This is a genomic window from Hyphomicrobiales bacterium (assembly GCA_002869065.1).
Lineage (GTDB): Bacteria > Pseudomonadota > Alphaproteobacteria > Rhizobiales > Rhodobiaceae > Rhodobium.
This window is the reverse complement of record PKTR01000003.1, coordinates 140,663-152,897: the sequence shown is the minus strand read 5'-3', so window position 1 is coordinate 152,897 and position 12,235 is coordinate 140,663. Positions and strand designations below refer to the sequence as shown.

Below are 12,235 nucleotides of genomic sequence, written 5' to 3'. Positions count from 1 at the left end.
GACGAGTCCGGCTTGACGAGCCATTTATCCGGCCATTCGACCGCCGTCTCATACGGCGAATCAAAGAGCTTACCTGCGTTGGTTGGCAGAGAGTGAGCAGGAGAGAAGAATGGTTTCCCTGACATTTCCCGATGGTTCCGCACGCGCGTTCGACGACGGCGTGACCGGTGCCGATATTGCCGCTGGCATCTCCAAGTCGCTGTCGAAGAAGGCGCTCGCGATCGCGCTCGACGGCGAGATGCAGGATCTCACCGATCCGATCGATCACGACGGCAAAATCGAGATCATCACCAATGACGATCCGCGCGCGCTGGAGCTGATCCGGCACGACGCCGCCCATGTCATGGCCGAGGCGGTGCAGGAGCTTTATCCGGGCACGCAGGTGACCATCGGGCCGGTGATCGAGAACGGCTTCTATTACGACTTCCATCGCAACGAGCCCTTCACCATCGACGATCTGCCGAAGATCGAGGCGAAGATGCGCGAGATCATCGCCCGCAATACGCCGTTCACGAAGGAATTCTGGAGCCGTGACGAGGCCAAGGAATATTTCCGCGACCACGGCGAGCACTTCAAGGTGGAGCTGGTCGACGCGATCCCGGAAGGAGAGAAGCTAAAGATCTACCGGCAGGGCGACTGGCTCGACCTGTGCCGTGGCCCGCATCTGCCCTCGACCGGCAAGATCGGCACCTCGTTCAAGCTGATGAAGGTGGCCGGCGCCTATTGGCGCGGCGACGCCAACAATCAGATGCTGTCGCGCATCTACGGCACCGCCTGGGCCAACGACAACGACCTCAAGGCCTATCTGCACATGCTGGAAGAGGCCGAGAAGCGGGATCACCGCCGGCTCGGCCGCGAGATGGACCTGTTCCATTTCCAGGAAGAAGGGCCGGGCGTCGTGTTCTGGCATGCCAAGGGCTGGCGCCTGTTCCAGTCGCTGACCTCCTACATGCGCCGCCGTCTGGCCGGCGACTATGACGAGGTCAACGCGCCGCAGATCCTCGACAAGGAGCTGTGGGAAATTTCCGGCCACTGGGGCTGGTATCGCGAGAACATGTTCGCGGTGCAGTCGGCTGGCGATGACGCGGAAGACAAGCGTATCTTTGCGCTGAAGCCGATGAACTGCCCGGGCCATGTGCAGATATTCAAGCACGGGCTGAAGAGCTATCGCGACCTGCCGCTACGGCTGGCCGAGTTCGGTATCGTGCACCGCTACGAGCCGTCGGGCGCCATGCACGGGCTGATGCGCGTGCGCGGCTTCACGCAGGACGACGCGCACGTCTTCTGCACCGAAGAGCAACTCGCCGACGAGTGCATGAAGATCAACGATCTGATCCTGTCGACCTATTCCGACTTCGGCTTCGACCAGATCGTCGTCAAGCTGTCGACCCGGCCGGAAAAGCGTGTCGGCTCCGACGAGAGCTGGGACCATGCCGAAGAGGTGATGACCGAGGTTCTCGAGCGTATCGAGGCGGAATCCGGGGGGCGCATCAAGACCGGTATCAATCCGGGTGAGGGCGCGTTCTACGGGCCGAAATTCGAGTACACGCTGCGTGACGCGATCGGCCGAGAATGGCAGTGCGGCACGACCCAGGTCGACTTCAACCTGCCGGAACGGTTCGGCGCCTTCTATGTCGATTCCGACGGCGAGAAGAAGATCCCGGTGATGATCCATCGCGCCATCTGCGGCTCGATGGAGCGCTTCCTCGGCATCCTGATCGAAAACCACGCCGGGCATTTCCCGCTGTGGCTGGCGCCGATGCAGGTGGCGGTGACGACCATCACCTCGGAAGCCGACGATTACGCCCGCGAAGTCCACAAGGTGCTGACCAAGGCGGGGCTGCAGGCCGACCTCGATCTTCGTAACGAGAAGATCAACTACAAGGTCCGCGAGCACAGCCTGGCCAAGGTGCCGGTGATCATCGTCTGCGGCAAGCGCGAGGCGGAAGAGCGCACGGTGAACATCCGCCGGCTCGGCTCGCGCGATCAGGTCTCGATGGGCCTTGATGAGGCGGTTGCCGCGCTGGTCGAGGAGGCGGTGGCGCCGGATTTGCGGCGCGATTGATCCTCCGCGGCAATTTTTCGACACGTCGACGAAAGAACGATGACGGTGTGACACAACCGTCATCGTTTTTTCGTTAGAACGGCGGTCAGGTCGCGGGAATCGGGCGCGGCCGTCCGTTTGCGAAGAGATGCCGGGGCGGGGACTGGGTTTGAAATTCAAGGAATTGAGCTACGCCTCGCCGGACGATCCGTTGCCGAAGCAGTGGGTGATCCGGGCAATCGAAGGCCTGTGCGGTCGCAAGCGTCTCGTTCGCCTCTACGAAATATGGCGCAACGACATCATCGGGTCTTCCGACCGGGTGATGGGCGATCTGCTTGGCCTGGTCGATGTGAAGCTCGACATCGCTTCGGGTATGTGGCCGCCGCGTGAACTGCCCGATCAGCCTTTGGTCATGGTCGCCAACCACCCCTTCGGGATCGGTGACGGGATCGCCATTCTGGCGCTTGCCGAACAGCTCGGCAGGCCGTTCCGGGTTCTCATCAACAAGGAACTGTTGAAGGTGCCGGAAATCCGGCCCTATTCGCTGCCGATCGACTTTGCCGAAACAAAGGAAGCGATGGCGCAGAACCTTGCCGTGCGCCGCGAGGCGCTGGCGCTGCTGAAAGAGGGCGTCACCATCGTGGTGTTCCCCGCCGGCGGCGTGGCGACGGCCTCGTCACCGTTCGGGAGGGCGAGCGAGCTGCCCTGGAAGACCTTCACGGCGCGGATGATCCATGAGGCGGGCGCGGCCGTGTTGCCGGTCTATTTCGAGGGCCAGAACAGCCGGCTGTTTCACGTCGCCAGTCACGTCAGCCTGACGCTTCGCCTGTCGCTGCTGGTGCGCGAGTTCAAGAGGCTGGTCGGCACGGCGTTGCAGGTGCGCGTCGGCGATATCATCGGCTACGAGATGCTTGCCGGCATGCGCGACCGCAAGCAGATGATGAGCTATCTGCACGAATCCGTGCTTGCGTTAGGAACCACGGCCGCGCCGCAGGCTACCTGAACCGGGGCGAAACCGGATCTAGCCGATCAGTGCCTCGCCGGCGGAACGGATGTGATCCGGAAACGGGCAGGCCTTGCGCTCAATGCGATCGAGATGCGCGGCAACGAGGTCGGTCTCGGCAACAGTCTCACCGCTGCCGGCGCGGCGCATGGTGTGACGGAAGCGAACCGTCTTCTCCCGCATTTCCAGGATTTCGGTGTCTATGACCAGCAGTTCGCCGGCCATCACTTCCGACTTGTAGCGGATGACCTGTTCGAGAGCGGCCATGCCGCGATCCTCGTCGCGGATATAGTCCGGTGTGATGCCGAGCGCGGAAAAGAAATGCCAGGTTCCTTCGTCGAACTTGGCAACGTACCACTGCACATTCATGTGCCCCATGTGGTCGAGCTGATAGGGATAGACCGTCCCGCGGTAGGTTTCCAAAATTCGTCCCCCTCGAGCCCGGATGTGGCCCCTACTGCTGCATCACGACGACTTCGACCTCGCGGTCGAGGCCGGCTTCGACTGAGAACTCGCGATTGTAGAGCTGCTCATTGTGTTTGGCGACGACGGTGTAGTCGCCTTCCGCCAGAATGAACGACGGGAACGCGCCGATACTGGAGGCGACGACGTCACCGCCCGGTGTCAGGACCGACCAGGAGGTGTTGGCGAGGGCTTCGCCGCCCGGTTCGTTGACCAGCTTCAGCGTCACGCCGGCCGCCTTGTGGTAGACGGTCGCCTCGGTGAGCTTGCCGGCCTTGACGCGAATGTCGGCACGGACCTCGGCGTTGAGATCGCCATAGGTGCTGACGACGTGATAGGTGCCGGCGTTTAGTCTGAGGATCGTCTCGGCCTTGATGTCCTTTTTCACCAGCTTGCGGTTCTGCAGCGTGTCGTCGTCATAGACGAAGAGGTCGAAATTGACCTGCTCAAGCGGCAGGGGAACGTTCTCGTCGATGACGGCGTGCAGCATCATGCCGCCGGCATTCAGCACGACGGTTTCCGAGCGCACACGGCCGGGGCCGATCGAGATGCGGCTGGTGGAGCCGGCCAGCCCATAGCCGGCATGGACCAGATAGGACCCGGGCTTGAGGCGGAATTCGGCGTCGCCGCCTGTGGCGGTCGCGACGAGTTCGAGCTTTTCGGCTTGCGGTTCGGGTTCGGAATAGACCCGCCAGACCATACCCTGATTGATCGGTTCGCCGTCGGTCTCGAGCTTGGCCACGAGGTAGAGCGTGCCTTCCATGCCTTCTTGCGGCGTGCCGGTTTCCGATGTCGCGGCGGGGGCGTAGGCAAGCAGGGCGGCGGCGTGTTCGGCCTCGACCTTTGCCCTTGCGGCGGCAGCGAGTTCTTCCGGCGTCGGTTTTGGCTTGGGAAGAGGCGGTTCGGTCGAGGCGATGAGGTCGCCGGCAAGTTCGTCGACGATTGCCTTGGTATCGGCGGCTGTCTGGTCGGGATTGCCGAGGGCGTCACCGATGACATCCATCCGCATGTCGCCGCCGGCGGGTCCAGGCATGACGCCCGCGTCGAAGCCGGAGTGACCGGGGCCCGACACACCGCCCGGAGGAGCGCCGATCGGCGGGGCGGCAAGCGGAGGCGCTCCCATCGGCGGGCCGGCTTTCGGCGGCGCGGGCTGCGCCGCGGCAATGTTCGTCACTGCCAGCACGAACAGCAGCGCCACCATCGCCCCCGCGCTCCGCAACAACACGGAGAAACGAACAGGCAAGCACATCGGGGCGGGAGTGATCCTCATGGCGTCGAGGTTTCCTCGAGAAGTCTCTTTTTGTGTTTGTATCCCTCGATCTCTGAAAACAGTGGCGATTTCAAGTCCGAAGGTTGCTGCCATTGACATTACACAAACGCTCCTATCCTTTTCCCTAACACTCCCGCCACCTTCAGGAACCGGTTTCGATGTCCGATTTTCTCGATTTTCTGCTGACGCGACGCTCGGTCGCGGCGCTCAACCTTGCCGAACCGGCGCCGGAGGGGGAAACGCTTCGCGCACTGCTCACGGCCGCTGCGCGCGTTCCCGATCACGGCAAGCTGGCGCCGTGGCGGTTCATCCTGTTTCGCGGTCCGGCGGCCGAGACGGCCGGCGCCAAGCTCGAGGCGATGGTAGCCGCACGTGGCGCGACCGACCCGGAGTTGCTGGCGGTCGAACGCACGCGTTTTACCCGTGCGCCGCTCGTGGTCGCCGTCGTCAGCCGGGCTGCCCTTCATCCCAAGATCCCGGTCTGGGAACAGGAGCTGTCGGCGGGCGCAGTCTGCATGAACCTGCTTCTGGCCGCCCATGCCGAAGGCTTCGCCGGCCAATGGCTGAGCGAGTGGTATGCCTTCGATGACGAGGCGGGCGCCATGCTCGGCCTTCAGGAAGGTGAACGGTTCGCCGGCTTCATCCATCTCGGAACGCAGACGGAGAAGCCGGCCGATCGCGCAAGGCCCGATCTCGACAGTCTGATCACCGAATGGTCGGAAGGCTGAGCCGGTGTTTTTCGAGAGCGCGGACAACAAGCACGGGCTTGCCCACAACCCGTTCAAGGCGCTGGTCGCGCCGCGACCGATCGGCTGGATCAGTTCGCTCGACACCGAAGGGCGCCCCAATCTTGCGCCCTACAGCTTCTTCAATGCGGTCGGCAACATTCCGCCGGTGGTGATGTTTTCCAGCAGCGGTCGCAAGGACAGTATCGCCAATATCGAGGCGACCGGCGAATTCGTCTGCAATCTGGCGACCTACGATCTGCGCGATGCGATGAACGCGACATCCGCACCGCTGCCGCGTGGGGCGTCGGAGTTCGAGGCGGCCGGTCTTGAGGCTGCGCCGTGCCGACTGGTGAAGGTTCCGCGCGTGGCGGCGTCTCCGGCGGCGCTCGAATGCCGCTTCCTGCAAAGCCTGACGATCCGCGATATCGACGGCAACGAAACCGACAACCACATGGTGCTCGGCCAGGTGGTCGGTATTCATATCGACGATGCCTATATCGTCGACGGCAAGGTCGACACGCCGCGTCTCAAGCTGTTGTCGCGGCTCGGCTACATGGATTATGCCGTGGTCGACAACGTGTTCTCGCTCGACCGTCCCGCAGGCGGGTAACCGGCGGTTCATTGTTCAGTCCGCCGCAGGAGGTGAGCCATGCATCCCAACCCCGCCTACCGGAAGACGCCACAGGACGACAACATCGCCTTTGCGCGAAACCGCGCGTTCGGCGTGTTGGCCGTCAATGCCGATGGCGGGCCGCTGATCAGCCATATCCCGTTCAATCTGTCGGCGGATGGCGCCTCGCTGGAGGCTCATCTGGTACGCTCCAATCCGATCGTCCGGTTGCTCGGCGAGCCTGTCGAGGCCGTCATCGTGGTCTCGGGCGGCGATGCCTATGTGTCGCCGGACTGGTACGGTTTGGACGATCAGGTGCCGACGTGGAACTACGTCGCCGTTCATGTGCGCGGGACGCTGCGGCAGCTCGATCAGTCTGAACTGCACGGCATTCTCCAACGCCTGTCGGACACGATGGAAGAGCGGCTCGCCGACAAGGCGCCGTGGAAGATCGACAAGGTCGACCCGGATGCCTATGCCCGGCTGCTGCGCCAGATCGTACCGGTTGCGATGACCGTCACCGATATTCAGGGCACCTGGAAGCTGGCGCAAAACAAACCCGAAGCCGCGCGCAAGGGCGCGAGCGCAGGCATCCGTGCTGCCGGTCTTGGAGCGGAGACAGACGAGATCGCCCGGTTGATGGATCTCGTCATCGACGAGTAGGGACGTTGTTGCTGTCTAGACGACCCCGGCCAGCCGCGCCCGGTCCATGATCTTCTCCGCCTGCTTCAGATGCGGCATGTCGAGCATCTCGCCGTCCAGCCCGACCACTCCGACATCGCCCGATGCGGCGAAGGCGGCGATGATCCGCTCGGCGCGCTCGATAGCCGCCTTGTTCGGCGTGAATACCGTGTTGATGACCGGCACCTGGGCGGGGTGAATGGCCATTTTGCCGGTGAAGCCGTCCTCCATCGCAATGGTCGCCTCGGCGCGCAAACCGTCGTCATCGCGGAAGTTGGTGTAGACGGAATCGAGCGGCATTGCGCCGGCCGAGACGGCGCCGAGCAGGCAGAGGGTGCGGGCAAGACGGTAGGGGTCACGGTAGTGGCCGTATTCGTCGCGATTGCGGCTGGCGCCGATGTCGGCCGCGAGGTCCTCGCCGCCCCAGGCCATGCCGAGCAGGCGGCGGCTGGCGCCGCGATAGCTGCCCATCTCGAACAGCGAGGCGGCAGTCTCCGTTGCGACCACAAGAATGCGTGTCGCGCCGTCTTCGAGGTCGAATGTCGCCTCGCGTACGGCGAGCTTCGCGTCGAGGTGGGTGACATCGCGGCCCGACTGGGATTTCGGCAGCATGATGCCGTCGGGCGCTGCCGCCATCACCACGTCGAGATCGGCATCGCTCAACCCCGTGTCGAGGGCGTTGATGCGGACGTAGAGGCGCGGCCGCTCTTTCTGCGGGATCGCGTCGGTGAGGAATTCGGCGGTGACCGCGCGGGCATCGGACTTCGCCGAGGCGGCGACCGAGTCCTCGAGGTCGATCAGCAGCGCGTCGGCGTCGCTTGCGAGGCCTTTGGCGAGTTTCTTCGGGCTGTCGCCGGGTACGAACAGAAGCGAGCGCATCGGACTAGTCTGCCTGCTTGCGTTTCATGAAAGCCTGACGGCGGCAGATGGCGACGAGATCGCCGTTCTGCTTGTAGGCGCGATGCTCAAACTCGACGATGCCGGCATCGGGGCGCGATTTCGATTCGCGCTTCGTCATCACCTCGGTCTCGACGCGCACCGTATCGCCGTGGAACAGCGGCTTGGGGAACTTCACATCGGTCATTCCGAGATTGGCGATCGTCGTGCCCACCGTGGTGTCGTTGACCGAGATGCCGATCATCAGACCGAGCGTGAACAGGCTGTTGACCAGCGGTTGGCCCCATTCGGTCTCGTTGGCGCAGAAGTCGAAGTCGATATGGAGCGGCTGCGGGTTCAAGGTCATGTTGGAAAACAACATGTTATCCATTTCGGTGACCGTGCGGCGCAGGCTGTGCTGATATACGTGTCCGACCTCGAATTCCTCGAAATAAAGCCCGGGCATGGGGTCCTCCGTGCTGGCGGGGGGTGTTTTTTCTCGCACCGCACCGCGCCGAATTGCGAATCCTCTTGGCCAAGTAAAGGCCACTCTTGGTGCGACGGCAACGGAAATGCCGCTGCTTCAGCGGTGAAGATCGGGGCAGTTAACGTTTCATTAACCATAAACGACCGAGATTCAGGGGTGATGAGGGGCAGTGCCTGAAAGGCGAGGCCAATGAAAGTCGACACGTCGCCATCGATTGCCGGGCGCATCGAGCAGGCGTTCGCAACAGCCAGCCAGACCACAGGAACGTCATTCGACTATCTCCTGCGGACGGCGGAGCGCGAGTCGAGCCTGAATCCGGGCGCGCGCGCTTCGACGTCGAGTGCTGCCGGTCTTTTCCAGTTCATCGAGTCGACCTGGCTCGAAACCATGAAGGAATCGGGCGCGGAATTCGGGCTCGGCAAATACGCGGCCCAGATCCAGCGCACCCGCAATGGCAGCTACCGGGTGGCCGATGCGGATATGCGCCAGGAAATCCTGTCGCTCCGGCACGACCCGAAAGTGTCGTCCTATATGGCCGCGGCCTATACGCAGAAGAATGCGGAATCGCTGACATCGCAGCTCGGCCGCCAGCCGAGCGCGGGTGAACTCTACATCGCGCACTTCCTCGGCGCGCGCGGGGCGGAAAAGCTGATCACGCTCGCCGAATCCGCGCCGAACGCCTCGGCGGCAGCGAAGTTCCCGAAGCAGGCCTCGGCCAATCGCAGCATTTTCTATAATTCGAACGGCTCGGCGCGCTCGGCGAGCGACGTCTATGCCGAGCTGGTGAGCAAGCATCAGGGCGCGGCGACAACCGGTGAGGTGATGACGGCCTCGGCGACCAATGCGCGCTTCTCCGAAGTGTTCGGCCTGATGGGCTACACCGCGTCCGACGACGCCGCCGCGCGGGTCCATGCCGGATGGAGCGCGACGCAGTCCGCGTCGGCCTTCGACTCCCTGTTCCGCACCGACGGAAGCGCGGCGGAGCCGGTCAGCAGCAGCGGCTGGAGCGGGTTTACCGCGGAGCTGACCGCACAGGTGGCGCGGCTTGAAGGCGTGCGGGGGATGTTCTCCGCACCGTCATCGGCGCCGGCCAAGCCGGCAGCAGTCGCCGTTTCAAGCGATGGCAAGCCGCTCGATCTGACCGCCTATCTGCAGGTCAACGGCGCTTCGAAGCCGAAGGATCTGCTGCCGCCGGCCTGATCCGGGGTGCGCGTCAGAAATAGGCGACGAAGCGGCCGGCGATGATGACGCCGATCCAGCACAGCAGCGAAATCCAGGCAGCCGCGCGAAGTCGCGGGGATCCTTCCGCGTCGAGACTCGTGTCGAGCGCCCGGTAGTTCCGGCTGCCGTGCAGCAGCGCGATATTGATCAGGCCGATTGCCAGCAAAGCGAATTTCGCCAGCATCACCGGATGTGCCGCGTAGTGCTGCGCGCGGGCGATGAACAGGGTGACTCCGGTGACGATTGCGAGCACGAGCCCGACCCCGGCGAGCGGGATGCATTGCGCCTTCAGATGGGCGAGGCGGTCCGCCGGGCGCCGCGCGATGACGGCGATATCGAAGCTCGCGATGGCGCCGAACAAGAGCGCTATCCCGAAAATGTGCAGCGTGTTGATGATCGGGTAAAACAGCATCGTCTCGCGCAGGGCCCTGGCGAAGTCGCTGTGCTCAAGCGTGGCGAGGAATGGCGTGATCATATCCAAGGCGGGACCTCACCGGTCGCTGGTGCTGCGATACATCTCGATCAGGCGCTCGCTGGTGCGGATCGAGGCGGGAAGGATTTCCTTCATGTCATCGCTGAAATGCGGCCAGCCGATCACCTTGACCGACATGCCGACCTTGAGTTGGTCGGCGAGTTTCTTCTTCTTGGAATCGTAAGCCGAGCCGAGAATGACTTCCCAGGTCGTGCCGCCGCTCTTAACCATGATGTGGCCGTGCGGATTGCCGAAAAAGGCCTCGGTGATGCGGCCCTTGATTGTCGTCATGTCGGACTTGTAGTTGCCGACATAGTGGTGGGCCTCGGTCGTCTGCGTCATCAGGGCTGCCGCACCGAGCAAGCCCAAAGCCATTCCTGTCATTGTTCTTTTTGTCAGCATTGTTGTTTCCCCCGGAGATTTTCAGGAACCGATCGGTGGTTCCAGAAAAGCATGGAAACAATCGTAGTTCCCCAAAGGAAGACGTCGCAACGTCTTTTTTCCTAGCCACGCTGGCAAGCGGGCAGCCATGCCGCACGGACGGAACTCTTAAAAAACACGGTGAACGGAACATTAAGTCTTTGCGTGAGACCATCCATGTGACGGCGCTGAAGTTGTGCGCCATCCTGTGCTGACTGCGTATTCGGACGGTGCGTTGCATGATTGTGAGAGAGTGGCTGCGACGGATTGAGGGGGCTTCGGTCGACACCCGTGTTGAAGCGGTGTGCGGGCTTGCCGAGGTGTGGCTGAAGCAGGATCTCGAACCGATGGATCGGGACGATGTGGAAGCGGCGTTGACGCTGGCGCTCGACGATCCCGCCGTGCGGGTTCGCGCGGCGCTTGCCGAAGCCCTGGTTCGTAGCCCTCTGGCGCCGCGCCATGTGATGCTGACGCTGGCCAACGATCAGCCGGAGATCGCCGCGATCGTGCTGCAGCGTTCACCGGTTCTTCGCGACAGGGAACTGGTCGACATCATCGCCATCGGCGATACGCCGTGCCAGAGCGCGGTTGCGGCCCGACCCTATGTGTCGCCCGCGCTTGCCGCCGCGCTCGCCGAGGTCGGGTCTGCCGAGGCGGTTTCGGTTCTCGCCGATAATCCAGGGGCGGAAATCGGACACGCCGCGATGATGCGGCTGACGGAGCGCCACGGTGGCGATGCCCGCCTGCGCTCGATCCTGCTTGCCCGCCCCGATCTTCCGGTCTCCATTCGTCAGATGCTGATCGCCCAGCTCGGCTCGCAACTCGGCGCCTTCGCCGTCGACAGGTTCAGTCTGGGGAGTGAGCGGGCCGACCGCTGCGTGCGCGATGCGTGCGACAAGGCGACGGTGACGCTGGCCGCCGAAGTCATCGAAACCGACATGGACGTGCTGGTTGCCCATCTGCGCAGCCGCGGCCAGTTGACCACGGCGCTTTTGTTGCGGGCGCTGTGCACCGGCAACATGCGTTTCGTCGAGACGGCGATGGCGCAGCTCTCCGGTGTACCGGTCGCGCGGGTCTTCGCGATCATGGCCGATGGCCGCGTGTCGGTGCAAAAAGCCCTGTTCGGCAAGGCAGGTCTGCCGAAAGCCGCGATCGAGGTGTTTGCGCTGGTGATGGCGGTCTATCGCGAGATGGCGCTCGATGGGGAAGCCGGCGACACACCGCGTTTCTCCCGGCGGATGATCGAACGTGTGCTTACCCGCTACGAGCATCTGGCGCCGGCCAATGCCGACAAACTTCTCGTGCTGCTCAGGCGGTTCGCCAGCGAGGCGGCGCGCGACGCGGCGCGCGAACGGCTCGACATGGCGCGCGAGGAACTGCGCATCGAGCGCACCGCGGCGCTGTATCTGGAGTCGGCGCTCGAAGAAGCGGCGTGATCAGCCGTTGCCGGCGAGGAAGTCGTCGACAAGCGTGGCCAGTTCCCGCTCGAGCGTGCGCCCGACCCGGTGCTCGGCGTCCTTCGCCTCTTCCTTGACGATCGCCATGATCGCGTTGACATGCGCGCCGACCAGTTTGAGCGGCAGTTTGTCGGGCGCGACGTCGGCGTCCAGCAACAGGCACAGGCCGCCGGCGATTTCACCGGCGAGCGGATAACCGAAGGTGGCCGCTTCTCCCTTGATGTCGTGGGCAGGGGAATAGAGCGCCTCGCGTCCGTTCGCCGTCATGCCTTCCTTCGAGACCCGTTGCCAGGCTTCCGTCAGACGGCGTGCCTCTTCGTCCATCCAGGCGCTGAAGTCCTCGGTCATCGACTCAAGCGCCTTTTCGGCGGCGGCGATCGGGTCGACGCTCGCTCCCTTCGGCAGGTCAGGCACCTTTTTGCCGAGGTCGATCGGGGAGTTCATCATCACGGGCTTGTCTGAGGGCACGATCTTCTTCCTCCTCGAACCTTCTCTTGCCGCTTG

The 12,235-nt window shown here is 63.5% G+C and carries 14 protein-coding genes; 7 read left to right on the top strand and 7 right to left on the bottom strand.

The window, feature by feature from the left end:
- Positions 1–109: 109 nt before the first annotated feature.
- A complete protein-coding gene (locus C0606_11445; protein ID PLX37115.1) occupies positions 110–2,065 on the top strand; it encodes a threonine--tRNA ligase in 1,956 nt (651 codons plus the stop codon).
- Positions 2,066–2,213: 148 nt separating this feature from the next.
- Positions 2,214–3,047: a glycerol acyltransferase gene (locus tag C0606_11440; GenBank protein ID PLX37114.1), complete on the top strand. Its 834-nt coding sequence runs from the start codon at positions 2,214–2,216 to the stop codon at positions 3,045–3,047.
- 18 nt (positions 3,048–3,065) lie between these two features.
- Here the strand turns inward: C0606_11440 and C0606_11435 are convergent, their stop codons facing one another.
- Positions 3,066–3,473, bottom strand: a complete 408-nt coding sequence (locus C0606_11435; GenBank protein ID PLX37113.1) for a thioesterase — start codon at positions 3,471–3,473, stop codon at positions 3,066–3,068.
- A 28-nt stretch (positions 3,474–3,501) separates the two neighbouring features.
- Positions 3,502–4,452, bottom strand: coding sequence for a hypothetical protein (locus C0606_11430; GenBank protein ID PLX37325.1), 951 nt, complete (start codon positions 4,450–4,452; stop codon positions 3,502–3,504).
- 485 nt (positions 4,453–4,937) lie between these two features.
- Between C0606_11430 and C0606_11425 the strand changes: the two genes are divergently transcribed.
- From C0606_11425 to C0606_11415, 3 genes are read left to right on the top strand one after another with little or no spacing between them, the layout of a single operon-like run.
- Entirely contained in the window at positions 4,938–5,507 is a 570-nt protein-coding gene (locus tag C0606_11425) for a nitroreductase (GenBank protein PLX37112.1), read from the top strand.
- Positions 5,508–5,511: 4 nt separating this feature from the next.
- A complete protein-coding gene (locus C0606_11420) occupies positions 5,512–6,117 on the top strand; it encodes a flavin reductase (protein PLX37111.1) in 606 nt (201 codons plus the stop codon).
- A 39-nt stretch (positions 6,118–6,156) separates the two neighbouring features.
- The gene (locus tag C0606_11415) at positions 6,157–6,780 is read left to right on the top strand and encodes a negative transcriptional regulator (GenBank protein ID PLX37110.1); all 624 of its coding nucleotides are present in this window, start codon (positions 6,157–6,159) and stop codon (positions 6,778–6,780) included.
- 15 nt (positions 6,781–6,795) lie between these two features.
- Here the strand turns inward: C0606_11415 and C0606_11410 are convergent, their stop codons facing one another.
- Together C0606_11410 and C0606_11405 are read right to left on the bottom strand one after the other, a co-directional pair.
- Positions 6,796–7,677: a CoA ester lyase gene (locus tag C0606_11410; GenBank protein ID PLX37109.1), complete on the bottom strand. Its 882-nt coding sequence runs from the start codon at positions 7,675–7,677 to the stop codon at positions 6,796–6,798.
- A gap of 4 nt (positions 7,678–7,681) precedes the next feature.
- Complete coding sequence (locus C0606_11405; protein ID PLX37108.1) at positions 7,682–8,140, bottom strand: dehydratase; 459 nt, start codon at positions 8,138–8,140, stop codon at positions 7,682–7,684.
- Between the two features lie 210 nt (positions 8,141–8,350).
- Here C0606_11405 and C0606_11400 point away from each other — a divergent pair, with 210 nt between their 5' ends.
- On the top strand, positions 8,351–9,361 hold the full coding sequence (locus C0606_11400) for a lytic transglycosylase (GenBank protein ID PLX37107.1): 1,011 nt from the start codon (positions 8,351–8,353) through the stop codon (positions 9,359–9,361).
- Between the two features lie 13 nt (positions 9,362–9,374).
- Here the strand turns inward: C0606_11400 and C0606_11395 are convergent, their stop codons facing one another.
- On the bottom strand, positions 9,375–9,857 hold the full coding sequence (locus tag C0606_11395) for a hypothetical protein (protein PLX37106.1): 483 nt from the start codon (positions 9,855–9,857) through the stop codon (positions 9,375–9,377).
- Between the two features lie 15 nt (positions 9,858–9,872).
- Entirely contained in the window at positions 9,873–10,229 is a 357-nt protein-coding gene (locus tag C0606_11390; protein PLX37105.1) for a hypothetical protein, read from the bottom strand.
- 284 nt (positions 10,230–10,513) lie between these two features.
- Between C0606_11390 and C0606_11385 the strand changes: the two genes are divergently transcribed.
- Positions 10,514–11,710: a hypothetical protein gene (locus C0606_11385; GenBank protein ID PLX37104.1), complete on the top strand. Its 1,197-nt coding sequence runs from the start codon at positions 10,514–10,516 to the stop codon at positions 11,708–11,710.
- Here the strand turns inward: C0606_11385 and C0606_11380 are convergent, their stop codons facing one another.
- Positions 11,711–12,178 (bottom strand): histidine kinase, encoded by a 468-nt coding sequence (locus tag C0606_11380; protein ID PLX37103.1) that lies wholly within the window; start codon positions 12,176–12,178, stop codon positions 11,711–11,713.
- Between the last annotated feature and the right edge of the window lie 57 nt (positions 12,179–12,235).